This window comes from Leucobacter holotrichiae, assembly GCF_055791005.1.
In genome coordinates this window covers 49028-72881 of record NZ_JBVUAC010000005.1, presented here as the reverse complement: position 1 = coordinate 72881, position 23854 = coordinate 49028, and the positions used below count along the sequence as shown (strand labels likewise).

Here is a 23854-nt window from a genome sequence, read left to right as displayed (position 1 = left end):
TCCTTTGATGAAGTGCGGACCGGGCTGCAAGCGCCGCGGAACCCGGAAGTGTTACCACTGTAGACAGAGGGGCGTCCGTCGAGGGCGCCGATCACCGCCTCCGACAACGGTCGTGCGCTACCGGTCAACGAGTGTTACGAGTAGGTTGCGATCGGGTGCGAGCACGCGTCATCCCGCACACGTTCGTCGTCCTGCGCATGGGCGCAGGACGACGGGTGCAGACCGCGCCTCAGCCGCGGCGCAGGTCGCTCGGCGAGACGCCGTACGCCGATTTGAACACGCGGCTGAAGTGGGCCGCATCGGTGAAGCCCCAGCGAGCGGCGATGGCCGAGACCGTCCGATCGCTGAGCACGGGATCGAGCAGGTCGGCGCGGCAGCGCTCGAGACGGCGCTCGCGGATCCACGTCGAGACCGTGGTCTCGGCCTGCCTGAACAGCGAGTGCAGGTGGCGGGTCGAGATGTAGTGCGCGGCGGCGATGCTGCCGGGGGAGAGATCGGGCGACGACAGGTGCAGGTCGATGTAGCTGTAGATCTTCTGCAGTAAGACCTGGTGCGGGTCGCGCTGGCCCGGCTCGGCGTCGAGGATGCTCGAGAACAGCGTTCCCATGAGGTCGAGGCTCGTGTGCGCGAGCTTCGCGCGGATCGGATCCGAGAGGTGCGCGAGCTGCGCCGGGAACTGCGAGAGGAACGCCGTGATGACCGGCGCGATCCCGCGGTGCTCCTGGCTGAGGGAGACCGCGGTCAGCTGATCCGTGAAGGCGCTCGGCAGTTCGAGCCGATCCTTCGGGAACATCATGATGAGGTTGCGGAAATCCTCGCCGAACAGCAGGGAGTAGGGGCGCGAGGTGTCGTACACCGAGAGGTCGCCCGGTCGCATCACGAGCTCCCTGCCGTCCTGCACCAGGATGCTGCTGCCCGAGAGCAGCAGACTCACCTTGTAGTACCCGCTGCCGCCGTTCGCGATCGTCTCGGGCGTGCGCTCGACGAGGTGCGGCTTCGCCGCGATCTCGGTGAAGACGACGTCGTCGGCGTCGGCCGAGCAGAGCCGCGCGGCGAACGGATCGGTGCGTTCGGCGCTGACCTCGAGCGGCACGAACGAGCGCGAGACGATACGGCGGAACACGCCGAGACTCTCGACCTGAGTCGGCCGGGAATCTGCGCGAGACACGTGCTGCTGTTCTGCAGTAGGCATGTCGATCACCTTTCTCATGATGCAACGTCGTCGATGCAACACCCTGCGGAGAGGATACCCGCTAAACCTCGGAGAGGGACTCTTCGAGCGCATCCAGCAGGATGGGCAGCTCGGCCTCGCCGAACGCGAGCGGGGGGCGCACCTTGAGCACGCTCTCGTCGCGGCCGATCCGCGAGATGAGCACCTTGCGCGCCTTCATCGCCTCGACGACCTGCTTGGCGAGCTGCGGCGCGGCCTCCCCGTCGACTGCGAAGTCGAGCCCGAGGAACATGCCGACGCCCTTCGCCGAGCGCACGAAGTCGTACTGCTCCGCGAAGCCGCGGAAACGCGCGGCGGCCTCCTCGCCGAGGGTCTTCGCCCGCGCCATCAGCTGCTCCTGCTCCATCTCGATGAGCACGGCCTCGCCGACCGCGGCCGAGACCGGGTTGCCCGCGAAGGTGTTGAAGAACTCGTTGGTCGAGCCGAAGGCGTCGAGCACGGCCTCGCTCGTGACGACCGCCGACATCGGGTGTCCGTTGCCCATCGGCTTGCCCATAGTCACGAGGTCGGCGTCGAGCCCGGCGTACTGGTGCCCCCACATGTGCGTCCCCGTGCGGCCGAAGCCGCTCTGCACCTCATCGGCGATGACCATGCCGCCGGCCGCCTTGATGCGCGAGGCGATGCCCTCGATCAGGCCTTCGGGCAGGCGGGGCATGCCCTCCGTCGAGAACAGCGGGTCGAAGAGGCACGCGGCGATGCCGTAACCGGCCTCCTGCAGCGACGCGATCGACGCGTCGAGCGATGCGAGGGTCTCGGCGAGCACCTCGGCCTCGGGGCGCGGGTCGCGATCGAGATCCGGGATCCGCAGCGCGCGCACGTTCGGGTCGAGCGGCGTCGCGGTCTTGAGCCCCGTGGTGAGGCCGGCGAGGGTGATGGTCGTGCCGTGGTAGCTGTAGTCGGACACGATCATGCCCGTGTTGCCCGTGAGCTGGCGCGAGATGCGGATCGCGAGTTCATTGGCCTCGGATCCCGAATTTCCGAAGAAGATCCGGTCGAGGCCCGACTCGAACGTCGCGAGCAGGCGCTCCGAATAGTCGACCACGCGCTCGTTGAGGTAGCGGGTGTGCACGTTGAGCGTTGCGGCCTGCTCGGCGAGCGCGGTCACGACGCGGTCGTTGCAGTGGCCGACGTGCGGCACGTTGTTGTAGCCGTCGAGGTAGCGGTCGCCCGAGGCCTCGGTGAACCAGACGCCCTTCGCCGACACGAACTGCAGCGGCTCGTTGTAGAAGAGGGGCGAGTAGGGACCGATGGTGCGGTTGCGGCGTTCGATGAGTTCGGCGTTGGAGGTCATTGCGGGGTTCTCCTGGTGTTCGATGAGTGAGCGAGTCGGCGAGTCGGAGTCACGCGATGAGTTCGCGGGAGAGGCGGACGATGTTGGGCAATACCGTTGTGGCGTGCCACTCGGCGGTGGGTTCGCCGCGGCGGTCGGCCGCCCAGCCGAGGTAGGTGAGCCCGCGGGCGAGCAGGATCGCGGGGAACACGTCGTGGTCGGCCCCGTCGAGCGGTCGCACGGCCTCGTACCCGGCGAAGAGCGCGTCGCGGTACTCGGTGTAGCGGGGGTGCGGCGTGAAGAAGTAGAGCGCGGTCGCGAGATCGAAGAGGTGCCAGCCGGCGGCGAAGTCGTCGAAGTCGATCAGCACGAGACCGTCGCGGGTGCGCAGCACGTTCTCGGGGGTGAGGTCAGCATGGATCGGGCCGAAGCGGTGCGCGGGGATGCCGTAGGCGCCGAGCACCTCGCGGATCCGCTCGATCGCCGCGACCACGGCTTCGCGCTCCTCGCCCCGCAGCTCATCGATGCGCAGCGGGTCGCCCCAGGCGGGCTCGGCGCCGACGAGCCCCTCGAGATCCCAGTCGTCGCGCGGCACGGCCATGGTGTAGCCGGACTGCTCGGTGGCGCGGTGCACCTCGGCGGCCAGTCGGCCGAGCTCGGCGAAGTCGGCAGCGTCGAGGTCGGCGCTGCCGTCGACCGCGGTGCGCTCATCGCCGAAGTTGCCGTGGTTCGGGATGAGGTGCTGCAGGTCCACCTGGTGGGGGCCCGCAGCGTGGTCGCGGCCGACGACGCAGAAACCGCGGCCGTCTCGGGACGTGACGAAGTTCGGCACGGCGACGCCCTCGCCGTGGAGGGCGCGCACGAAGTCGAGTTCGCAGCCGAGCTCGTCGTCGGTGTGGTAGCCCTGACGATGCACCCGCAGCACGTAGTCGGTGCCCCCATCCGTGAGCGAGAAGACGAAGTTCTCGCGCTGCTTGAGCAGGGTGAGGTCGGTGGCGGGATCCATGCCGTACTCCGTGAGGGCCTCGCGTGCGAGCTGGGTGGCGATGGGGAGATCGACGGCGATCATTCGGTTCCTTCCGGCGGATGCCACAGCGGAGAGCCCGTGCGGAAATTTATACGCTGAGTATAGAAACCAAACTCGGAGTACACAAGTGGCGCGCGCAGCTTCTACACTGATGGGGTGACCGCACCGACCGCACCCCAGACCACGCTGCGCGAGCGCCGCCAGCAGCGCACCCGCGAGGAACTGGTCGACGCCGTGCTCGCGGTGATCGGCCAGAGCGGCCTCGCCGAGACGACCATCGACCGGGTGTCGGCGGAGTCGGGCATCTCGCGCGGCACCGTCTACGCCTATTTCCCCGGCGGCCGCGATGAGCTGCTGCGCGCCGCGTACGCGCGGCTCGGGCGGGGACTCGTCGAGCGCACGCGAGAGGCGGTCTCGGCGGCGGGCGACTGGCGGGGTCGGATCGTCGCCCACGCCCGGGCGATGTTCGACCTCGCGGGCGACGCCCGCATCGGCCACTTCTACAACGTGTCGGGGCCGACGCTCATCGTCGACGGGGCGGAGCGCGGCATCGGTTCGGGATCGAGCATCGTGATGATCCGCGAGGCGCTCGAGGCGGCGCAGGCCGCGGGGGAGGTCGACGCCGAGGTCGACGCCGACGCCGTGGCTGCGCTGCTGGTCGGGGCCATGCGGGAGGCGGCGATCGGAGTTGCCGCGGGCGAGCGGGACGCGGATCGCGCCTTCGCGGCGTTCGCCCGACTCATCGACGGGCTCGCCGCGCGGTAGCCTGCCGGGGGCCTCGCCGCGCGGTGCTGTGGTGGCAGCGTCTTCCTAGGTGCCGTTGCGGTCTCGTCGCCGGCTCGTCGCCGGCTCGTCGCCGGCTCGTCGCCGCCTCGTCTCGGTCCCGGCGCCGTCCCCGGCTGCCTGCGCCGTCGCAAGGAAGAGCGGAGTCCCAAAGTGCGGCTTCGAGTGCGTCGAAGCCGCACTTTGGGACTCCGGTTTTCGAGGGAGGGGATGTTGGAAGGCTGGGGCGGGGGCCGGCGCCGTTCCGCGGATCGCTACAGGGTCGCGAGCAGGGCGTCGACGGCGGCACGTGCGCGGGCCGTGCGGCCCTCGTCGCGGTCGAAGTCGCCGATGAACACGTTGCCGAGCGCGGCCGAGAGCACGCCCTGCGCGGCGGCCTCCCGCGCGGCGGCGGACGCGCCGGGCCTGGCTTCCGCGAGGTAGGCGGCGAGCCGCTCGCGCGTGGAGGAATAGGCGGCGGCGAGCACCTCGGCGATCTCGGGGTTGGATCTTGCGAGCTCGACGAACGCGAGCACGATCGCGTTCTCCGAGCTGGACGCGGCGAACTCGCTGCCGAAGAGGAAGTCGAGGGCACTGCCGAGATTGTCGACCGCGGCGGGCAGGATCGCCGGCTCACCGCGCTCGTCGGCGTAGAAGGCGCGCGCGGCGTCGAGCAGCAGGCGATCGCGATTGCCGACGAAGTGCCGCACATGCCCGCGTGACATGCCGGCGGCGTCGGCGATGCGGTCGAGGGTCGTTTTGCTGATCCCCTGCTCGGAAATGGTGTGCAGGGTCGCCTCGATGATCTGCTCGCGCCGCTCGTCGGCGACCGATGGGCGTGCCATGCGCGCTCCTTCCGAGGTGGGGGGGTGAGGCCGCGAGGTCCGCGGGCCCCTCCGAAGACTAGCGGGATTCCGTCGCGAACAAAAATTGTCTAGTCGGACTTGACTAATTACGGAAGCCGCCCTAGCTTGGTTCTCACCGGCTGGCCCGGAGGCGGCCCTTCCGCGATCCTCCGTGAGATCCGGAGCCCCATCCCGAAGGAGTGACATGACGACGCAGTACCTGCACCTGGCCCCGGCGCCGGTCAGCCCGCTGGCCCGTGAGGAGCGCGTGCGCACTCGCGACGGCGTGCACCTCGCAACCGATGTCTACCTGCCCGCAGGGGAGCGGGGCGGACGCGATGAGACGCCGGGCGACACGATCCTGATCCGCCTGCCCTACGACAAGAGCGGCGAGTACACCTTCATCCCGCTGATCGCCGAGTACTTCACCGCCCGTGGCTACCGCGTCGCGGTGCAGGACGTGCGGGGCAAGTTCCGCTCGGAGGGCGAGGCGCTGCTCTTCGTCAACGAGGTGCGCGACGGCTCCGACACGCTCGACTGGATCGTGCAGCAGCGGTGGTCGAACGGACGGGTGGCCATGTGGGGCGACAGCTACTACGGATACACGCAGTGGGCCGCGGCGGCGAGCGGACACCCCGCGCTCAAGGCGATCGCGCCGCGCGTCACGGGCACTCGGCTGGGCGAGCCCGTGCGCCGGGATCCCGGTGACCGCACGCGCCCCGTGGAGATGGCGATCACCAACCTGTACCCGCTCACGCACTTCCACGGGGCCGACACCTGGCTCTGGGAGCCCGACTGGTCACGGCGCGACTTCGCCGCGCAGGCCGAGGCGTTCATGGCGCATGCGGGATCCCGGTCCGTCTCCTACGACCAGTGGGTGCCGCACCCGGTGACCCTGCCACGCTTCCCGCTCGGCAGTCCCTTCGCGGGCCGCTCGGTGCCGGTGCTGCACACGATCGGCTGGTGGGACAATTGCGCGCCGCTCTCGTGGGCCGACGTGGCCGAGATCGCGCGGCATCCCCATTGGGATGCGCACCACTACCTGCGCATCGAGTCGATCGACCACGAGAACCACTCGCTGTTGGAGTCGGCGGAAGATCGGGTCGAGGATCGCAGCGAGGCGCAGATCCGGGCCATGCTGCCGGGCTACCTCGACCCCGCCCTGGAGTTCTTCGCCGTATTCGTGCGCGGCGAGGGCCGCCCCAGCGAGCTGCCTCGCGTGAGCTGGAACCTCGCGGGCACCGACGAGCTCCGCACCGCCGCCGAGTGGCCGCCGGCGGAGGCTCGCACTGAGACGCGCTTCGGGACGCCCGACGGCGCGCTCGCGAGCGAGCGGCATGAGGAGGAGCATGAACTTCACTGGGAGCACGACCCCGCCAACCCGGTGCCCTCGAGCGTGCCCGATGCCTTTTCGTACCTGCTGCATCTGCCCGACGAGGCGCCCCTCGGTGCCCGTCACGACGTGATGGTGTTCGAAGCTCCCGTCCAGCGGGACGACGTCGATCTGGCCGGCCCGGTCGTCGCGCGTGTGCGATTGCGTTCCACGGGTCCCGTCGCCGACTGCTTCGTGCGGCTGCTCGACGTCGCCCCGGATGGAACCGCGCTCAGGATCGCCCGCGGCCAGCTGCAGCTGCGCGACGCGTCGCGGGCCGAGACGCTCGAGATCGATCTCGGGCACGTCGGGTACCGGTTGCGCGCGGGGCATCGACTGCGGGTGCACGTCTCGAGCAGCGACTATCCGGAGTTCCTGCCGCAGCCGGGCACGGGAGCTGACCCTTGGATGGAGGGTGAGCGGATGATGCCGAACACGCAGACCATCGTGCTCGGCGGCCCGCACGCCTTCGCCATTGACATTCCCGTGCTAGAAGGAGCACTCGCATGACCGAGCAGAATTCAGAGGCCACGCCCGCCGCCGACGGCGCCGTCCCGTCCGAAGCCGCCGAAGCAGGCAGCGCGTCCACCCGCGGCGCCGATCTTCCGGCGCCGAACCTCGAGTACGTGTTCGAGATCCGCGCGACGATCGAACCCGATCTGCGTATCGGCCGAGGCGCAGACGAGCTGCTCAGCTTTACCCCGATCTCGGGCGGCAGCGTGACCGGACCGCGGCTGAACGGCAACGTGCTCGCGGGCGGCGGCGACTGGGCGGTCGAGCGCTCGGGCACCGCGCAGCTCGAGGCGCGCTACCTGATCCGCGCTGAAGACGGCGCCGTGATCGATGTGCTCAACCGCGGCTACTTCCGTGCGAGCGACGAGGTGATCGCCCGCATGGAGCGCGGCGAGCAGGTGCCCGAGGGCAACCCGGGGCTCTACTTCCGCACGGCCCCCGTCTTCCAAACCGACGCCCCCGCGCACCGCTGGCTCGCCGAGCACCAGTTCATCGGGCTCGCGCGTGACGGCGAGAGCGAGTCGGGCGAGCCCCAGGTCTGCATCCGGGTCTTCGCGGTGCGATGATGGAACGGAGCGGGACCGGAGCCGGAGGCTCAGCGGACGCGCGGCAGCGCCCGCAGAGCCGAGAGGGTGATCTCGCGCGTGCGCGCCGCGTGCCAGTAGGCGGGGTCCTCGGCGTTCGCGAAGTAGGAGCCGCGCAGCAGCAGATAACCCAGCTCGGTTGCGAGATCGGGATCGGCGTAGCCGGCTTCGCGCGCTGCGTCGTGCAGCACGGCTCGGTACGACTCCGACTCGCGCCGCAGGGCGTCGCGCAGCGTCGGCTCGGTCTCGGCGTTCGCGACGATCTCGAGGATCAGCGCCCGCAGCACCGGTTCGACCTCGTCGCCGTCGGGTTCCCAGGACACCAGGGTTTCGAAGCGCTCAGCGGGGGAGAGGCCGTCCGTGACGCCCTCGTACTCGGCGCGCCAGCGGGCGCTCGCGCGATCGAGCACGTTGAGAATCAGCGCCGCCCGCGAGGGGAGATAGTTCGTGACGAGGGTCGTGGACCCTCCGAGCTCGCGTGCGACCGCGCGGATGGTCACGGCGTTCGCACCGGAGGCGCGGGCCACGCCGATCGTGGCGTCCGCGATGGCCTGCAATCGTGCTTCGCGGTCGATGTCCTTGGGCATATCGCGAGCCTAGCGACCATCGAAACTAAAACGCAACATTGATGTACAACGGCGTTGTATTATGATGACGACGGAACGGATCACCGACGATCCGCTCCGGAGCGATTCCGAAAGGACGGAACCATGAAACGAAGCGGACTGGCCGCGGGATTGGCACTCGGAACGGCGGCACTGCTCGCCCTGAGCGCCTGCGCACCCCGCGAGGGCGGCTTGTCGGAGCCCCGGGAAGCCGTCGACGAGGCCCGGCTCACCGCCGCGCTGCCGCCGGCCGAGAACCCGGTCGACGAGGTGGTGTGGTCGGTCGTCGAGGGAGAGCCGGCGACACTCGATCCCGGATCGTCGGCGACCGTGATCATCGCCAACCTCTGCGAAAACCTGCTGCAGCTGCAGCCGGACTTCTCGATCGAGCCGGGCGTCGCCGAGAGCGCCGAGTGGGTCGATCCCGTGACCTTCGTGATCAAGCTGCGAGACGATGTCACCTTCTGGGACGGTACGCCGCTCACCGCCGACGACGTGGTCTACAGCCTGCAGCGCGGGCAGAATCCGGCCTCGCAGTGGTACGCCGCCTTCGTGCTCGTCTCGAGCATCGAGAAGACCGGCGACCTCGAGGTGACGGTGCGCTTCAACGCGCCCGACTCCGCCTTCCGCGACGCCATCGCGGGCGGCGCCGGAGCGGTCATGAGCAAGGCCTACGGCGAGCAGGCCGGTTCTGCGCTCGGCACCTCCGAGGGCGGGCTCATGTGCACCGGTCCCTACCAGCTCGAGCAGGGCGGCTGGACGCCGGGCAGCGAGATCATCACCACGGCGAACCAGAATTACTGGGGCGGAGCCCCGCTCGTCGAGACGCTCAAGTACGTGTTCGTGACCGACGGCTCGACCCTCTCGACAGCCCTCACGCAGGGCGAGATCGACGGTGCCTACAATGTGCCGCCCGGCTCCCGCAGCACCTTCGAGGGCGACGGCGCGGGAAGCCTGATCCTCGGCCCCTCCACCGCCTCGTTCAGCTTCGGCCCCGCGGCGGCCGACGGCCCGGCCGCCAACCCCGCGATCCGCCAGGCGTTGAGCCTCGCCATCGACCGCGAGAAGTACATCGACACCGTGCTGAACGGCCTCGGCGAGGTGCAGAAGACCATCGTGCCGCCGTTCACCTTCGGCGCGTCCGAGGCGAGCGAGATCTATCAGACGGCGTACGACGAGCTCGAGGCCCCCGAGGTCGATCTGGAGCGCGCGAAGCAGCTCATCGAGGAGAGCGGCGAGGACGTGAGCCGGCCCCTCGTCGTGGCGATCCCCGCCGGTGCGAAGGAGTTCCAGCAGACGGCCGCGATCATGCAGAGCGCCGGCAAGAGCATCGGACTCGACATCGAGATCAACGAGATGCAGCCGGCCGACTTCGGCGCCATGTTCTACGATCCGGGTGCCCGCGACGGCATCGACTTCGTCGCCACCCAGGGCTACCTCGAGACCCCAGGCGTCATCGGGTACCCGTCGCTGTTCATGCTGCCCGAGGACCGCGGCGGCGTCTTCAACTGGAGCGGCTACTCGAACGACGAGGTCACGGCACACATGGAGGCGGCCCGCACGGCGACCGACGCCGAGACCGCGGCCGAGGAGTTCGTGGCGGCGCAGCGCATCTTCGCACCCGATCAGCTGCAGGTGACCCTGGCGGGCTCGTACCAGCTCACCTACCTCTCCGACGAGCTGACCGGTGCCACCACCTCGATCGCCATCTACAGCAGCCCCTGGGCGCTGCACCTCGGCGGCAGGTGACGTCGGAGGGGCGCGCCAGCGCTCCTTCCGATGGGCCCGGGGAGCGACCCGCTCGAAACCGATCGAACACGTAAGGAACCACACGGTGAACGGACTCGTGATACGCACGCTGCTGGGAAGGTTGGGCGGCCTGCTGCTGACCCTCTTCCTGTCGAGCGTCGTGATCTTCTCCGCCCTGCTGCTCACGCCGGGCGACCCCATCGCGGCTCTGGCGGGCGGCGCCAAGCCGACCCCCGAGCTCATCGACCAGATCCGCGCCGAGTACCACCTCGACGAGCCGATCTGGTCGCGCTACCTGCAGTGGCTCGGCGGCGTCTTCACCGGCGATTTCGGGCGCTCCTTCGTCTACAAGACCGACGTGCTCGACCTCGTCGCACCGCGCTTCGGCGTCACGTTCCAGCTGGTGCTCCTCACCGTCGCGATCATCCTCGTGTTCGGCGTCGGCTCGGGCATCCTCGCCGCGACTCGCGGTCCGGCCGTGGACCGTGCGGTCGCGGTCGCCACCGCACTCGGCATGGCGCTGCCCACCTTCGTGGTCGCGATCCTGCTGATCTGGATCTTCGCGAAGAGCCTCGGCTGGTTCCCGGTGTTCGGCGAGGGATCGGGCGGGTGGGACCGGCTATGGCACCTGATCCTGCCCGCCGTCTCGCTCTCGGTCATGTTCATCGCGTACATCAGCCGCGTCACCCGCAGCTCGCTCGTGGCGCAGCTGCACTCCGAGCACGTCGAGACGGCCAGGGTGCGCGGCATCCCGCGCGGCCGCATCTTTCGCGTGCACGTGTTCCGCAACGCATCGCCGCAGATCCTCGCGATCTCGGGCACGACCATCGCCGGCCTCTTCGCGGCCTCGGCCATCGCCGAGCAGGCGTTCGGCCTCGGCGGCATCGGCTCGCTGCTCACGGAGGCGGCCGCCCGCAAGGATCTGCCGGTCGTGCAGCTCGTGTCCCTGCTGCTCGTCGCGATCTTCGTGGTGCTGAACGCCGTCGCCGACCTGCTCGGCGCCCTCATCGACCCGGACACCATCACCGCAGGGAGACAGGCATGAGCGTCGCACAGCTCGCATCCGGCCGCGTGCCGAGGGCCGCGATCCGGGCGGCCCAGAAGGACTGGATGTTCGTCTCGGCCCTCGCCGTGTTCGGCGTCATCGCGCTCGCCGCGGTGATCGGGCCGTGGATCGCGCCCTACGACCACACCGAGCTCTACGCGGGCGACGTGAACGGCATCGCGTCGATCGCGCACCCGTTCGGCACCGACGACGTGGGTCGCGACATCCTGTCTCGCGTGCTCGTGGGCGCACGCACGAGCGTCGTCGCGCCGATCTTCGTCGTGATCCTCTCGACGATCGCGGGGGCCGCTCTCGCGGTGACCGGAGCGTGGTTCGGCGGGGTGCTGCGCGGCACGATCGCGCGCGTCGTCGACGTGATCTTCGCGATCCCGGGGCTCGTGCTCGCCGTGCTGGCGGTCGCGATGTTCGGCAAGGGACTCGTCGCCCCGGTGATCGCCCTCTCGATCGCCTACATCCCCGTCGTCGCCCGCCTCACCCAGACAGCGGCCTCGCGCGAACTCGGCAAGCCGTACATCGCCGCGCTGCGGGGGCAGGGCGTGTCGAGCCTCGCGATCTGCTTCAAGCACCTCGTGCCCGCGCTCGTGCCCGTCGTCGCCGCGCAGATGGCGGTGGGCTTCGGCTACGCGATGCTCGACCTGGCGGCGATCTCCTTCCTGGGCCTCGGCGAGCAGCCGCCCGCGGCCGACTGGGGCGCGATGATCGCGAGCGGCCAGGCCGGCATCCTCGCGGGCGCCCCCGAGCAGTCGCTGTTCCCCGCGATCTTCGTGGTGCTGACCGTGCTGTCGGTGAGCATCATCGGCGCCCGCGTCACCACCTGGGCAGAGGAGAAGGAACGATGAGCACTCCCGAGAACACCGCCGCCCCCGTGCTCGAGCTCGACGGGCTGTCGATCTCGATGCCGGGCCGCACGCTCGTGCACGACTGCACGCTGAGGGTCGGCGCGGGCGAGGCCGTGGGCCTCGTCGGCGAGTCCGGATCGGGCAAGACGCTCGCGGTGCGCGCCGTCGCGGGCCTGCTGCCAGCCCACTTCGAGACGGGCGGATCGATCCGCATCCTCGGCCGCGACGTCGCCGAGTCGAGCGCGCGCGAGCTGCGGGAGCTGCGGGCGCGGCGCATCGGCATGGTCTTCCAGACGCCGCGCGCCCACCTCAACCCACTGCGCTCCATCGGCGACTTCATGACCGAGGCGCTGATCAGCGTCGGCGGAGCGAAACCGGATGCGGCTCGCGCGCGGGCCGTCGAGCTGCTCGACGAGGTCGGAATCCCCGATCCCGCCCGCCGCATGCGGCAGTTCCCGGCCGAGCTGTCGGGCGGCCTGCTGCAGCGCGTGATGATCGCGGCGACGCTCGCGATGGATCCCGAGATCCTGCTCGCCGACGAGATCACCACGGCCCTCGACGTCACCACGCAGGAGGAGGTGATGGCCGTGATCGGGGATCTGCGCAAGCACCGTGAGCTGTCGATGCTGTTCATCACGCACGACCTCGCACTCGCCGGCGCGGTCACCGATCGTGTCGCCGTGATGCGGCAGGGGCGCACGATCGAGACGCTGCGGTCCGCCACCATGCGTCGCGACGCGCGCGAGGAGTACACGCGCGTGCTCATGGCCGCGGCCCTCGACGAGGAGCCCGTCGCGCAGGTCGAGACCCCCTCGTCCGAGCAGCGCCGCCCCGCACCGATCCTCTCGGTCGAGGGTCTGCGCAAGACCTTCCGGGTGCGCAGCGCGACCGGCGGCGGACGCGAGACCTTCGTCGCCGTCGACGACGTCGCGTTCGAGCTCGCGTCGGGCGGATCCCTCGGCATCGTGGGGGAGTCGGGATCCGGCAAGTTCACCACCGCCCGCATCATCTGCGGCCTGGAGCGCGCCGACGCCGGCACGGTTACCGTGGCGGGGGAGGACTGGAGCGCACCCGCCCGCGGCACCGCCGCTCGCCGAGCTCGCGCCAAGACCGTGCAGATGGTGTTCCAGGACCCTTACCAGTCGCTCGATCGCAGGCAGACCGTGCGCGAGTGCCTCGCCGAAGCGATCCGCGTGCACCGTCCGCGCGACCCTCGCGCAGCCGTCGAAGCGCGCATCGCCGAGCTGATCGGGCAGGTGCGCCTCGACGAGACCCTGCTCGGCGCGCGCCCGCGCGCCCTCTCGGGCGGACAGCGCCAGCGCGTCGCCATCGCGAGGGCGCTCGCCGCCGATCCGCGCATCCTCGTGCTCGACGAGGCGGTGTCGGCGCTCGACGTGACCACGCAGGTCGAGATCCTCTCGCTGCTCGACGCGATCCGCCGCGAGACCGGAGTGGCGCTGCTCATGATCACCCACGACCTCACCGTGATCCGGCGCCTCTGCGACCGCGTCGCCGTGATGCGGCAGGGCGCGGTCGAGGAGTACGGGACCGCCGACGAGATCCTCGACGCGCCCCGCGCGGAGTACACCCGGCTGCTGCTCGATTCGATTCCCCGGGAGGGGTGGAAGCCGCGGCGACGGCGGCCGGGCCGCACCTCGGCGATCCCCGTCGTCACCAGCACCCAGACCGTTCCCGACATGGAGGACCTCGCATGACCGACGCCGCCGAGACGACACTCATGGAGCCCGAGTTCGAGTACTGCTTCGAACTGCGGGTCGACGTCGCCGATGCGCTGCCGCTCGGAGGCTCGAGGGAGGGGGAGGGGCTGCATTTCGCGCCGATCACGGGCGGGGTCTTCGAAGGCCCGCGCTTGCGCGGACGGATCCTGCCCGGCGGTGGTGACTGGTGGCACGGCCGCGGCCTCACCGTGCGCCTGGACGCGCGCTACGTCATCGAGGCCGAGCTACCCGGCGGTGCTGGCGAGGCGGAGGGCGAGGGCGACGACGGATCCGGATCCGGATCCGCCGCGATCGACGTCGTGAACCGCGGCTACTGGCGCACCGACCCCGAGAGCTTCGAGCGCATGCTCGTCGGAGAGGTCGTGGGCGAGCGCGATCTCTACTACCGCACCGCCTTCACCTTCCAGACCGAGCACCCCGGGCTGCAGTGGCTGGCCGAGTCGCAGTTCGTCGGGTACGCGCGCCCCGAGCCCGGCCGCGTGGTGATCCGCGTATTCCGGCTCGTCTAGACACCCCAGAGAGAAAGAGTGACCATGTCAGAATTCGCAGACCTCTGCATCGTGAACGGCCGAGTGTTCGACGGACGGGTGCGCACGGCGAGCACGGCGGTGGCGGTGCAGACCGGCCGCATCGTCGCGGTCGGCACCGACACCGCGGTGCTCGCGTACCGCGGCCCCGAAACCAGGGTCGTCGACGCCCGCGGCGGCGCGATCCTGCCCGGCTTCGTCGACGCTCACGCGCACGCGGTGTTCGCCGGCGTCGAGCGGCTGAGCCTCGATCTCACCCCCGCGGAATCGGTCGAGGAGACCCTCGACCTCATCGCGAGGGCCGCCGCCGACCTCGACGCCGCGAGCGATGCGGGGGCCTGGCTCACCGGCGGCGGCTGGTCCCACGAACTGTTCGAGCACCCGACCCGCCAGATGCTCGACGACCTCGTACCGAATCGTCCTGTCGCGCTGAGCGACGCCGGCCACCACACGCTCTGGGCCAACAGCCGCGCCCTCGAGATCGCCGGCATCGACCGCGACACTCCCCAGCCGGCCAACGGGCACGTGCACCACGACGAGCACGGCGAGCCCACCGGCTATCTCAACGAGGGCGGCGTCGAGTTGCTCGCGCCGTTCATTCCCGGCGCCACGACCGAGGAGATGATCGCAGGGCTGCTCGACGCGCAACGCTACTTCTGGTCGCTCGGCGTGACCGGCTGGCACGAGGCGATCCTCGGCGAGTTCAACGGCAAGGCCGACTGCACGCCCGCCTACCTCGGCGCTATCGCAGACGGGTCTCTGCGCAGCCGAGTCTCGGGCGCTCTCTGGATCCCGGCCGGCACCACGCTCGGCGATGTGCCGTCGCTGGTCGAGCACTTCGAACGCCGCTGCGCCGAGAACGAGGCCGCGGGGCTCGCCTCCTCGACGTGCAAGGCCATGGTCGACGGCGTGCCCCAGGGCGAGACCGCCGCGCTGCTCGACCCGTACTGCTCGCATCCGCACGCGGGCGAGCTGCACATCGACGCGGAGACGATGCGCGAACTCGCGATCCGGCTCGACGCCCGCGGCTTCGCGCTGCACCTGCACGTCATGGGGGACCGAGGCACCCGCGTCGCGCTCGATGCGATCGAGGCGGCGCGACGGGCGAATGGCGCGGGACCCCGGCACCACCTCGCCCACCTCTCGATGATCGACCGGGAGGATTCGAGGCGCTTCGGCGCGCTCGGGGTGACGGCCAACATCCAGGGGCTGTGGGCAACGACCGATCCCTCGATGATCGCGGTCGTGGGCGAGGAGCGCTCGGCGCGGTCGTATCCCTTCCGCGAGCTCGTCGAGAGCGGGGCCGACATCGCGATGGGATCGGACTGGCCGGTGTCGCTCGCCGACCCCTGGCAGGCGATCCACGTCGCCGTGAACCGCGCGCACCCCTTCGGCCCCGGGGCAGGGCTCCCGCCGCTCGACCTCTCGCAGGCCCTCTCGCTCACCGAGGCGCTCGCCGCCTACACGAGCGGTTCGAGTTCGCTCGTGCTGGACGCCGCCGGCCGCGTGCGCGTGGGGGAGCGCGCCGACCTCGTCGTCTCCACGGAGGACCCGTTCGAGATCCCGCAGGATCAGCTGTTCCGGGTGGCAACGGCCGTCACCGTCGTGGCCGGCGAGATCGTGCACGAGCGGATCCCCGCCGTCGTCTGAACCTCGGACCGCCGTCCCCCGGAGTCTCTCGCAGGAGACTCCTCATTCCTCCCATCCGCAACCGTGTAAGGAAGCACACCTCATGAAGATCGTCATCGTGGGCGCCGGCATCGGCGGCCTCATCACCGCCCTCAGCCTCGAGGCCGCCGGATTCAGCGACGTGACCGTCGCCGAGCGCACCCCCGAGATCCGCGGACTCGGCGTGGGCGTCAACCTGCTGCCGCACGCCGTGCGCGAGCTGACCGAGCTCGGCGTCGCCGACCGCATTGCGGCGCTCGGCGTCGAGCCCGGCACCCTCAGCTACTTCAACCGCCACGGTCAGCCGATCTGGAGCGAGCCGCGCGGTCGTGACGCCGGCTACGAGTGGCCGCAGCTCTCCGTGCACCGCGGCCGGCTGCAGCTCGAGCTGCGCGACCTCGTCGAGGAGCGCCTCGGAGACGTGATCCGCCTCGGGCACAAGCTCGTCGAGCTGCGGGACGGTGCCGGGGGTGCCGGGGGCGACGGTGGTGATGGCGGTGATGGCGCCGGGGGCGTCGGTGGCGATCCCGCAACCCCCGGCGCGACGGCCGTGTTCGAGCTGCCCGACGGCAGCCGCGCCGAGCTGTCGGCCGACCTGGTGATCGCGGCGGACGGCATCCACTCCGCGGCCCGCAAGCTGTTCTATCCGGCCGAGGGGGAGCCGGTGTGGAGCGGGCTCACGCTGTGGCGCGGCACCGCCCTCGTCGAGCCCCTGCTCGACGGCCGCACCATGATCATGGTCGGCGACGCTGAGCAGAAGTTCGTGGCCTATCCGCTGAGCGGACGGCTCGAGGACGGTAGGCAGCGCCTCAACTTCATCGCGGAGCGCCGGGGCGGGGGGTCGCCCTCCGCGGACTGGAATCGTCAGGTCGAGCGAGGCCCGATCGCTGAGATCTTCGAGGGGTGGAGCTACGATTGGCTCGACATCCCCGCGGTGATCGCCGACGCGGAGGAGCTGCTCGAGTACCCGATGGTCGACCGCGACGCGATCCCGCAGTGGACGTTCGACCGGGTCGTGCTGCTCGGCGACGCCGCGCACGCGATGTACCCCAACGGGTCGAACGGCGGATCCCAGGCCACCCTCGACGCGCGCACGCTCGCCTTCCAGCTGGCGACGGCGCCGACGATCGACGCGGCGCTCGCCGACTACGAGAGCGCCCGCCGCCCCGCGACCGCGCGCCTGCTCGAGCTCACCCGTCAGACGGGCCCGGAGCGCGTCATGCAGATCGCGCGCGAGCGCGCTCCCGAGGGCTTCGCGGACATCGAGGACGTGATCCCGCGGGAGGAACTCGAGGCGATCGCCGCGGAGTACAAGATCGCGGCGGGCTTCCACCCCGAGCAGCTGAACGCCCGCTCGTCGTTCAACGCCCGCGTCGGGCCGGGGGCGGCATGACGGCGCTGGAACTCGCTCCCATCTGCGAGATCGTGGTCGAGTTGGGCGAGCCGCGCTGTTTCGGCCTCACCCGCGATGGTGAGCGCCGCTTCACCCCGGTCGTCGGGGGCGAGCTGCGTGGGATCGCGGAGGCCGAGAGCGGCAATGCGGTGCGGGCGCTGCGTGCCGAGATCCTGCCTGGCGGGGGAGACCGTCAGCTCGTGCGCGCGGCATCGTCGCAGCCGGACGGCGCGACTGTCGTCGAGATAGACGCCCGATACGACGCGCGCAGCCGGGAGGGCGCGCTGATCGGGATTCACGCGACCGGCATCCGACGCGCGGGGGCCTCGGGGGTGTACTTCCGAGCGATGATCCGCTTCGAGACCTCCGCCCCCGCCCTCGCCGAACTGCAGGACGCGCTCTTCGTCGCCGACGGCGTGCGCGAGGCCGACCGGGTGCGCCACACCGTGTACCGCGTCGCCTGACGTTCGCGCCGGTCCGCCGGGCTCCGGCTGCCTGTCGCCTCGACGAAACCGCGCCGTTGAAGACCTCCTGCACCGTTGTAGACCTCTCATCCCGTAGGAGAGGTCTACAACGGTGCAGGAGGTCTACGGCTGTCAGACCGGCAGAGGTTCGCTCACAGACGCGCGGGCTCAGGGTGAGTATGCCGAGCTGTCCACAGATCATCACGGGGGCAGCTCCTCGCTCGCCGATATCGGCGAGGCTCGTCGTATGGACCTCGATCAGAAACGCCGAGTCGACTTCGACGAGTCGCTCGCTCGAGCGCGGCAGAGCGTCGTGAGCACGCGCGATCTTCACCGCGCTGGGATGACCGGACGAGGGATCGCGGCGGCAGTGCGAAGCGGGAGCCTTACGAGACTGCGCACCGGATGGTTCGTGCCCGCCAGTGGGTGGGAGGCCGTGAAGCCTGACGCCCGTCACCTCGCCGCCGTAGTTGCGGCGCAGCGGGTCGCCCCATCCCGGATCGTGTTCTCACATCGCTCGGCCGCGACGCTGCATCAGTTGCCTGTCTGGTCTCGCTGGCTGGCAGACGAACCAGGGTCCGAGGATGAGCGCTGGCTCTCGGAGACCCGGGTCGTGCACACGACCATGGCGTCTGGCGCCAGACGGGTTCCCGAGCCGTCACGCGTGCGCCACAGGGAGAGCTTGTCCGCCGACGACATCGTTCGAGTCGACGGCTTCGAATGCACTTCGCTCGAGCGCACGCTCTTCGACATCGCACGCTCCGAGCCCTTCCCGATCGCGCTCGCGTGCGCCGATGAGGCGCTGCGTCGAGAGGTGCGCTGCGGGAGGCTGGTGGACCGCGAGCGCTGGACGGCCTGGCGCGAGCGCATACTCGGACGTGCGCGCGCCTACGCCGGACGCCCGGGCGGTCAGAGCATTCGCGCTGCTCGCCGATCCGCGAGTCGACTCCCCGCTGGAGAGCGTAAGCCGTTTGCGATTCCTGCAAGCCGGCATCGAGGTGGAACTCCAGCACGAGGTGATCGGAGCCGACGGTCGCAGGTACTATCTCGACTTCTGGCTCAAGCACCAGAACCTTTTCGGCGAGTGCGACGGAAAGATCAAGTACTCCGACGTCGAACTGCGGCACGGTAGAAGTGCGGGTGACGTGTTCTTCGCCGAGAAGCTGCGGCAGGACGCCGTCAGCGGTGCCATCATGATGCGGGGCGTGCGGTGGGCCGCGAGACACGTCGTGACCGGTGCTCGATTCGCGGCTCACCTGCGGTCGCTCGGCGTCGAGGTTCCGGGTCGCGCCTCCCACGCCTTCGGCGCGGATGTCGCAAGCTTCCTGGACATGCTGCCGTGACTGTCGAGGTGACCGGTGTAGACCTCCCGCACCGATGTAGACCTCCCGCACGGTAGGGGAGGTCTACATCGGTGCGGGAGGTCTACATTCGGGGCGCGAACGCGCGCCCTACTCGGCGGGGACGTCGAGGCCGTTGACGCGCTGGATCTCGCGCTGGTACTCGGCCACAACGCTGCGGGAGACGCGGCAGTCGAGCAGGATCGTGCCCTGCGCCCCCGCCGCCGTCCACGAGGCCAGCGCCTCGAGGTCCTCGAGGCGATCCACCCGCACTCCCCGCGCGCCGAGGGCGCTCGCGACGCCCGCGAAGTCGACGTCGGGGATCAGCATCGGGCCCTGCCCGAGCCCCATCTCGCCGTAGAGGTGCACCTCGGCTCCGTAGGCTCCGTCGTTCCACACCACGATCACGGTGCTCGGAGAGGTGCGGATCGCGGTCTCGAGATCCGCGAGCGCCATGAGGCCGCCGCCGTCGCCGGTGCTCAGCACGGTCGTAGTGCCGGGAGCGGCCGCCGCGACGCCCGCGACCGTGGGGAAGCCGAGACCGATGGTCTGGTACGCGGTGCCGACCATGATCATGCGCTCAGGGGATGCTACGTGCCAGCGGGTGTTGGCCCAGCCGATGAAGTGGCCGCCGTCGGTGGTGACGTGCCGATCTACGGGAAGCAGTTCGTCGAGGCGGGCGGCCACCGCGCGCGGATCGAGCCGGCCGTCGGCGCAGATGCCCTCGGGGTGGGCGAGCAGTCCGTTGTCGCGAGCGCGGAGAGTGCCGCCGGGCTCGAGGCCGGGCACGCTCTCGCGCCACCCGCTCGGCACCCGGCCGGCATCGAGCAGCGCGCCGCGCAGCGTGGCGAGCGTCGCACGGGCGTCTCCCTGCAGCAGCAGATGGGTGATCGGGCGGTTGGTCTTCGGCGGCGAGACCTGCTCGTCGTCGATGCGGATCACGGTCGTACCGGGCCCGAAGAGGTCGCCGAAGCGCATCGTGAACTGGTTCAGGCTCGCGCCGACCACGAGCACGACATCGGCGAGCTCGATGGTCTCCATCGCGGCCTGCTGCCCGAAGCCGCCTGTCACGCCGAGGTCGAAGCGCGGATCGGGGAAAATGCTGCGCGCGAGCGCGGTGGTCGAGGTGAGTGCGCCGAGGGTATCGGCGATCGCGCCGAGCTCGGCCGAGGCGCCCGAGAGGTGCGCGCCGCGCCCAGCGAGCACGACGGGCCGCTCGGCCTCCAGGAGTGCGCGCACCGCGGCCTCGAGCTGGTGGCCTGCGGGCCCCCCGAGTCGTTCCGGCTGGGGCGTCACCGCGGCGGGCGAGGGCGCCGCGACGTCGGCAACCGAGGCGCTGAGCGAGGCCAGCACCGCCGGGTCGTTCAGGTCGATGCCCGCGGATCCGGATCCGGATCCCGCTCCCGCCCCATCGCGGTCCGCCTGCGGAGCGACGGCGGGAGCCGACACGAGGTCGTAGGGGATGCCGAGCACGACGGGCCGGCGCACGCGGTGCGCGTAGGCGACCGCGCGATCCACGGTCCGCTCGATGTTGGTGACCGAGAGCATGTGCGTGCGCACGCCGAGCGCGGCGGCGAGCATCTCCTGGTCGACGTCCCAGGGGCGCGGGCCCGCGCTCGGGGCATCTCCGACGACGACGAGCATGGGGGTGCGGGCCTGCGCCGCCTCGGCGAGCGCGGTGAGGGTGTTGGTGAAGCCCGCGCCGTAGGTGGTGGTGGCGATCGCGAGCCTGCCGCTCACGCGGGTATAGGCGTCGGCCGCGGCGACCGTGCCCGCCTCGTGGCGCACTGCGGTGTAGGGCACGCCGACCTGGGCCAGGTGCTCGATGAGGTGGGCGTTGCCGTTGCCCATCAAGCCGAAGCTGTGGTCGGTGTGCTTGGCGAGCGCGGTCGCGAGGGCATGGGTGAGCGAGGGAGTCGGAGTGGACATCACAGATCCTTGAGCGATTCGAAAGGGAATATTGGAGCCGTGTATGTCTCGTCGCATCGACGGCGGTGCCGGTGCGACAGCAGCGCCCCTTTTTCGAGCGCCTTGGCCGGTCAGGCCGAAGAGCTCGACCGGACTGGACAGGGTTATTCTAGCGATAATCCGGCGGCTCAGCGGTAGCTCTGCGCGACCCGCGCGGCCGCGTTCTGCAGCGCCGCGACCGCGGCGTCGAGCGGTTCGGGCATGCGGAAGTGCACGATCGCGACCGCGGCGGGAGGCTCGCCCACCAGGCGGAGCGGCACAGCGAGGCCGGTGACGCCGTCGATCACCTCGTCGTTGCTCGCGGAGTAGCCGTCTTGCTTCGCCTTTTCGGCGGCCTCGCTGAAGACGGGGGAGCCGAGGCGCGCCTCGCGCTCCGCTGCGGTGAGCGACGACTCGATCGCGTGCCCCGGGGCGCCGAGATGCACGGGGTGGCGCACGCCGGGGTTGCGGGAGATCGTCGCGGCGACGTTGGAGGGTTCGACTGTCACGAGGGTCACGACCTCGTCGGCGTCGAGCAGTGTGAGGAACGCGGTCATGCCGAGTTCGTAGGCGAGCTCGGTCACCACGGGCATCGCAGCGGTGTGGAGCGCGGGGGCCACGCCGTGCGAGAGCACGGTGAGCTTCGGGCCGAGGCGGATCCGGCCCGCGTCGTCTCGGGCGACGAAGCGGCGCTGCTCGAGGGTGCGGAGGATCCGGTAGGCGTTGGAGCGGTGGATCCCCAGGCCCTCGGCGAGCTCGTTGATCGTGAGGGGGGTCTCGGCCTCGGCCAGCAGCTCGAGCGCCTGAAGTCCTCGGGAAAGGGTCTGCGAGCCCGCAGCCGCAGGTCCCTTCGCGGGCGAATTGTCCATGGGGCATATTCTTCCGTAGGAATTGTTTGCGCGCGGTGTTGTGCGATCGCGCGCCGCGGTTTATTCTTAATGTGCGATATTCAAACTTGATGTTCAAATATCGAACATTGCGAGCGTGGCCCGCTCAGTGAGGAGAAACAGTGCAGTTCCACCACCACGGATACGTCTCGACCGATCCCCGGGTCCAGCCGGCAGCAGGGGTCGGCCTCGATCGACCCGAGGAGCTCCCAGCCGAGATCGACGTGCTGATCGTGGGATCCGGCCCCGCCGGCATCACGGCCGCGGCACAGCTCGCTCAGTTCCCCAATGTGGTCACCCGCACGATCGAGCGCCGCGACGGCCGTCTCGTCCTCGGGCAGGCCGACGGCATCCAGGCGCGCAGCGTCGAGACCTTCCAGGCATTCGGCTTCGCCGAGGAGATCATCAAGGAGGCCTACCGCATCACCGAGACGGCCTTCTGGAACCCCGATCCCGAGAACCCGAAGAACATCGTGCGCACGGGCTTCACCCCCGACGATCCGCAGGGCATCAGCGAGTTCCCCCACCTCATCGTCAACCAGGCTCGCGTCATCGACTACTTCGCCGAGTACGCCCGCCGCGCCCCCGCGCGCGGAGACGTGGACTACGGCTACGAGTTCGTCGGGCTCGAGGTCGGCGAGGGCGAGTACCCCGTCGAGGTGACGCTGCGTCGGGTCTCCGGCTACAGCGGGGCCGGCATCAATACCGACGACTCCGAGATCTCGACCGGCGACGAGTTCACCGTGCGCGCGAAGTACGTGATCGGCGCCGACGGCGCGCGGTCGAACGTGCGCCGCTCCATCGGCGGATCCCTGCAGGGCGGCGCCTCGCTGCACGCCTGGGGCGTCATGGACGTGCTGCCGCGCACCGACTTCCCGGACATCCGCAAGAAGTGCATCATCAACTCCGAGGCCGGCTCGATCCTGCACATCCCGCGCGAGGGCAACCACCTCTGCCGCATCTACGTCGACCTCGGCGAGACCGACGAGAACGACGGCGGCAAGGTGCGCAACACGCCGCTCGAAGACGTCATCGCGCAGGCGAACGCGATCCTGCATCCCTACACCCTCGAGGTGCGAGACGTGCCCTGGCACAGCGTCTACGAGGTCGCTCACCGCCTCACCGACCGCTTCGACGACGCCGCGACCTCGCCCGACGGCAAGGGGCGGGTGTTCCTGATGGGCGACGCCTGCCACACGCACAGCGCCAAGGCGGGCCAGGGCATGAACGTCTCGATGCAGGACGGCTGGAACCTTGGCTGGAAGCTCGGCTACGTGCTCGAGGGTCGCAGCCCCGACTCCCTGCTGAAGACCTACTCCGACGAGCGCCAGGTCGCCGCGAAGAACCTCATCGACTTCGACCTCGAGTGGTCGACGCTGATGGCGAAGAAGCCCGAGGAGTTCGACTCGCCGTCGCAGCTGCGCGACTTCTACGTGCAGACCGCCGAGTTCCCGGCCGGCTTCATGACCGAGTACGGGCAGTCGATGCTGACGGGGGGCAAGGAGCACCAGGCCCTCGCCGCCGGCTTCCCGATCGGCAAGCGGTTCAAGTCGGTCATGACCACTCGCGTCGCCGACGCCGTCGACATCCACCTCGGCCACCACCACCGCTCGGACGGGCGGTTCCGCGTCTACGCGTTCGCCGACGCCTCGGGCGAGCGGCTCGCGCGCTGGGCCGAGTGGCTGCGCAGCGCCGACGAGTCGCCCATCAAGCGGTTCACACCCGAGGGGGCCGACATCGATGCGATCTTCGATGTGAAGGCGATCATGCAGCAGGAGCACCACGACGTCGACATCATGGCGCTCGACGAGCTCTTCCGCCCGCTCTCGGGACCGTTCCAGCTGGTCGACTACGAGAAGATCTACGCCGCGAAGCCCGGCGATGATATCTTCGACCAGCGCGAGATCGACCGCGACGGCGCCGTGGTCGTGGTGCGCCCCGATCAGTACGTCTCGGCGATCCTGCCCCTCGACGCTCCGGAACAGCTCGGCACGTACTTCGAGTCGCTGCTGCTCGAGCAGTAGCG

At 70.2% G+C, this 23854-nt stretch carries 20 protein-coding genes; 13 read left to right on the top strand and 7 right to left on the bottom strand.

Translation table 11 applies throughout. The annotated features are described in order from the left end of the window. Positions 1-229: 229 nt before the first annotated feature. From AC0KXF_RS08105 to AC0KXF_RS08095, 3 genes are all read right to left on the bottom strand, one after another. Positions 230-1192 (bottom strand): AraC-like ligand-binding domain-containing protein, encoded by a 963-nt coding sequence (locus AC0KXF_RS08105; RefSeq protein ID WP_473108696.1) that lies wholly within the window; start codon positions 1190-1192, stop codon positions 230-232. 61 nt (positions 1193-1253) lie between these two features. Then, complete coding sequence (locus AC0KXF_RS08100; protein WP_473108695.1) at positions 1254-2522, bottom strand: aspartate aminotransferase family protein; 1269 nt, start codon at positions 2520-2522, stop codon at positions 1254-1256. A 49-nt stretch (positions 2523-2571) separates the two neighbouring features. After that, the gene (locus AC0KXF_RS08095) at positions 2572-3570 is read right to left on the bottom strand and encodes a phosphotransferase enzyme family protein (protein ID WP_473108694.1); all 999 of its coding nucleotides are present in this window, start codon (positions 3568-3570) and stop codon (positions 2572-2574) included. Between the two features lie 114 nt (positions 3571-3684). Between AC0KXF_RS08095 and AC0KXF_RS08090 the strand changes: the two genes are divergently transcribed. Continuing rightward, positions 3685-4293 carry a TetR/AcrR family transcriptional regulator gene (locus AC0KXF_RS08090; protein WP_473108693.1) on the top strand — a complete coding sequence of 203 codons (609 nt, stop codon included), beginning with the start codon at positions 3685-3687 and terminating at the stop codon, positions 4291-4293. Between the two features lie 272 nt (positions 4294-4565). On the opposite strand, the gene AC0KXF_RS08085 is transcribed toward AC0KXF_RS08090, so the two are convergent. Continuing rightward, positions 4566-5135, bottom strand: coding sequence for a TetR/AcrR family transcriptional regulator (locus tag AC0KXF_RS08085; protein WP_473108692.1), 570 nt, complete (start codon positions 5133-5135; stop codon positions 4566-4568). 205 nt (positions 5136-5340) lie between these two features. On the opposite strand from AC0KXF_RS08085, the gene AC0KXF_RS08080 reads away from it, so the two are divergent. Then, positions 5341-7017, top strand: a complete 1677-nt coding sequence (locus AC0KXF_RS08080; protein WP_473108691.1) for a CocE/NonD family hydrolase — start codon at positions 5341-5343, stop codon at positions 7015-7017. Continuing rightward, the gene (locus AC0KXF_RS08075) at positions 7014-7586 is read left to right on the top strand and encodes a DUF3237 domain-containing protein (protein ID WP_473108690.1); all 573 of its coding nucleotides are present in this window, start codon (positions 7014-7016) and stop codon (positions 7584-7586) included. Before AC0KXF_RS08080 ends, AC0KXF_RS08075 begins: the two co-directional genes overlap by 4 nt. A gap of 29 nt (positions 7587-7615) precedes the next feature. Here the strand turns inward: AC0KXF_RS08075 and AC0KXF_RS08070 are convergent, their stop codons facing one another. Next, positions 7616-8191, bottom strand: coding sequence for a TetR/AcrR family transcriptional regulator (locus AC0KXF_RS08070; RefSeq protein ID WP_473108689.1), 576 nt, complete (start codon positions 8189-8191; stop codon positions 7616-7618). Between the two features lie 123 nt (positions 8192-8314). Between AC0KXF_RS08070 and AC0KXF_RS08065 the strand changes: the two genes are divergently transcribed. The 9 genes from AC0KXF_RS08065 (at position 8315) to AC0KXF_RS08025 (ending at position 18997) form a co-directional block, all read left to right on the top strand. Beyond that, positions 8315-9958 (top strand): ABC transporter substrate-binding protein, encoded by a 1644-nt coding sequence (locus tag AC0KXF_RS08065; protein WP_473108688.1) that lies wholly within the window; start codon positions 8315-8317, stop codon positions 9956-9958. Between the two features lie 85 nt (positions 9959-10043). Further along, a complete protein-coding gene (locus tag AC0KXF_RS08060) occupies positions 10044-11003 on the top strand; it encodes an ABC transporter permease (protein WP_473108687.1) in 960 nt (319 codons plus the stop codon). Beyond that, a complete protein-coding gene (locus AC0KXF_RS08055; RefSeq protein ID WP_473108686.1) occupies positions 11000-11863 on the top strand; it encodes an ABC transporter permease in 864 nt (287 codons plus the stop codon). The genes AC0KXF_RS08060 and AC0KXF_RS08055 overlap by 4 nt, the downstream gene beginning before the upstream one ends. Beyond that, positions 11860-13578 (top strand): ABC transporter ATP-binding protein, encoded by a 1719-nt coding sequence (locus tag AC0KXF_RS08050; protein ID WP_473108685.1) that lies wholly within the window; start codon positions 11860-11862, stop codon positions 13576-13578. The genes AC0KXF_RS08055 and AC0KXF_RS08050 overlap by 4 nt, the downstream gene beginning before the upstream one ends. Then, positions 13575-14111 (top strand): DUF3237 domain-containing protein, encoded by a 537-nt coding sequence (locus AC0KXF_RS08045; RefSeq protein WP_473108684.1) that lies wholly within the window; start codon positions 13575-13577, stop codon positions 14109-14111. Before AC0KXF_RS08050 ends, AC0KXF_RS08045 begins: the two co-directional genes overlap by 4 nt. 24 nt (positions 14112-14135) lie before the next feature. Then, on the top strand, positions 14136-15779 hold the full coding sequence (locus tag AC0KXF_RS08040) for an amidohydrolase (RefSeq protein WP_473108683.1): 1644 nt from the start codon (positions 14136-14138) through the stop codon (positions 15777-15779). Between the two features lie 82 nt (positions 15780-15861). After that, complete coding sequence (locus AC0KXF_RS08035) at positions 15862-17190, top strand: flavin-dependent oxidoreductase (RefSeq protein WP_473108682.1); 1329 nt, start codon at positions 15862-15864, stop codon at positions 17188-17190. Further along, on the top strand, positions 17187-17654 hold the full coding sequence (locus AC0KXF_RS08030; protein ID WP_473108681.1) for a DUF3237 domain-containing protein: 468 nt from the start codon (positions 17187-17189) through the stop codon (positions 17652-17654). Before AC0KXF_RS08035 ends, AC0KXF_RS08030 begins: the two co-directional genes overlap by 4 nt. A 971-nt stretch (positions 17655-18625) precedes the next feature. Beyond that, a complete protein-coding gene (locus AC0KXF_RS08025) occupies positions 18626-18997 on the top strand; it encodes a hypothetical protein (protein ID WP_473108680.1) in 372 nt (123 codons plus the stop codon). Between the two features lie 108 nt (positions 18998-19105). Here the strand turns inward: AC0KXF_RS08025 and AC0KXF_RS08020 are convergent, their stop codons facing one another. Beyond that, positions 19106-20923 (bottom strand): thiamine pyrophosphate-binding protein, encoded by a 1818-nt coding sequence (locus tag AC0KXF_RS08020; protein WP_473108679.1) that lies wholly within the window; start codon positions 20921-20923, stop codon positions 19106-19108. 167 nt (positions 20924-21090) lie between these two features. Next, complete coding sequence (locus tag AC0KXF_RS08015; protein WP_473108678.1) at positions 21091-21810, bottom strand: IclR family transcriptional regulator; 720 nt, start codon at positions 21808-21810, stop codon at positions 21091-21093. Between the two features lie 140 nt (positions 21811-21950). On the opposite strand from AC0KXF_RS08015, the gene AC0KXF_RS08010 reads away from it, so the two are divergent. Then, positions 21951-23852, top strand: a complete 1902-nt coding sequence (locus AC0KXF_RS08010; RefSeq protein WP_473108677.1) for an FAD-dependent monooxygenase — start codon at positions 21951-21953, stop codon at positions 23850-23852. Positions 23853-23854: the final 2 nt, after the last annotated feature.

Excerpts from the sequence above, each read along its gene's own strand:
- AC0KXF_RS08080 (WP_473108691.1), top strand. The coding sequence starts at position 5,341 with ATGACGACGCAGTACCTGCACCTGGCCCCGGCGCCGGTCAGCCCGCTG.
- AC0KXF_RS08065 (WP_473108688.1), top strand. The coding sequence starts at position 8,315 with ATGAAACGAAGCGGACTGGCCGCGGGATTGGCACTCGGAACGGCGGCA.
- AC0KXF_RS08030 (WP_473108681.1), top strand. The coding sequence starts at position 17,187 with ATGACGGCGCTGGAACTCGCTCCCATCTGCGAGATCGTGGTCGAGTTG.
- AC0KXF_RS08105 (WP_473108696.1), bottom strand. The coding sequence starts at position 1,192 with ATGCCTACTGCAGAACAGCAGCACGTGTCTCGCGCAGATTCCCGGCCG.
- AC0KXF_RS08035 (WP_473108682.1), top strand. The coding sequence starts at position 15,862 with ATGAAGATCGTCATCGTGGGCGCCGGCATCGGCGGCCTCATCACCGCC.
- AC0KXF_RS08075 (WP_473108690.1), top strand. The coding sequence starts at position 7,014 with ATGACCGAGCAGAATTCAGAGGCCACGCCCGCCGCCGACGGCGCCGTC.
- AC0KXF_RS08100 (WP_473108695.1), bottom strand. The coding sequence starts at position 2,522 with ATGACCTCCAACGCCGAACTCATCGAACGCCGCAACCGCACCATCGGT.
- AC0KXF_RS08050 (WP_473108685.1), top strand. The coding sequence starts at position 11,860 with ATGAGCACTCCCGAGAACACCGCCGCCCCCGTGCTCGAGCTCGACGGG.
- AC0KXF_RS08070 (WP_473108689.1), bottom strand. The coding sequence starts at position 8,191 with ATGCCCAAGGACATCGACCGCGAAGCACGATTGCAGGCCATCGCGGAC.
- AC0KXF_RS08040 (WP_473108683.1), top strand. The coding sequence starts at position 14,136 with ATGTCAGAATTCGCAGACCTCTGCATCGTGAACGGCCGAGTGTTCGAC.
- AC0KXF_RS08055 (WP_473108686.1), top strand. The coding sequence starts at position 11,000 with ATGAGCGTCGCACAGCTCGCATCCGGCCGCGTGCCGAGGGCCGCGATC.
- AC0KXF_RS08085 (WP_473108692.1), bottom strand. The coding sequence starts at position 5,135 with ATGGCACGCCCATCGGTCGCCGACGAGCGGCGCGAGCAGATCATCGAG.
- AC0KXF_RS08015 (WP_473108678.1), bottom strand. The coding sequence starts at position 21,810 with ATGGACAATTCGCCCGCGAAGGGACCTGCGGCTGCGGGCTCGCAGACC.
- AC0KXF_RS08020 (WP_473108679.1), bottom strand. The coding sequence starts at position 20,923 with ATGTCCACTCCGACTCCCTCGCTCACCCATGCCCTCGCGACCGCGCTC.
- AC0KXF_RS08045 (WP_473108684.1), top strand. The coding sequence starts at position 13,575 with ATGACCGACGCCGCCGAGACGACACTCATGGAGCCCGAGTTCGAGTAC.
- AC0KXF_RS08095 (WP_473108694.1), bottom strand. The coding sequence starts at position 3,570 with ATGATCGCCGTCGATCTCCCCATCGCCACCCAGCTCGCACGCGAGGCC.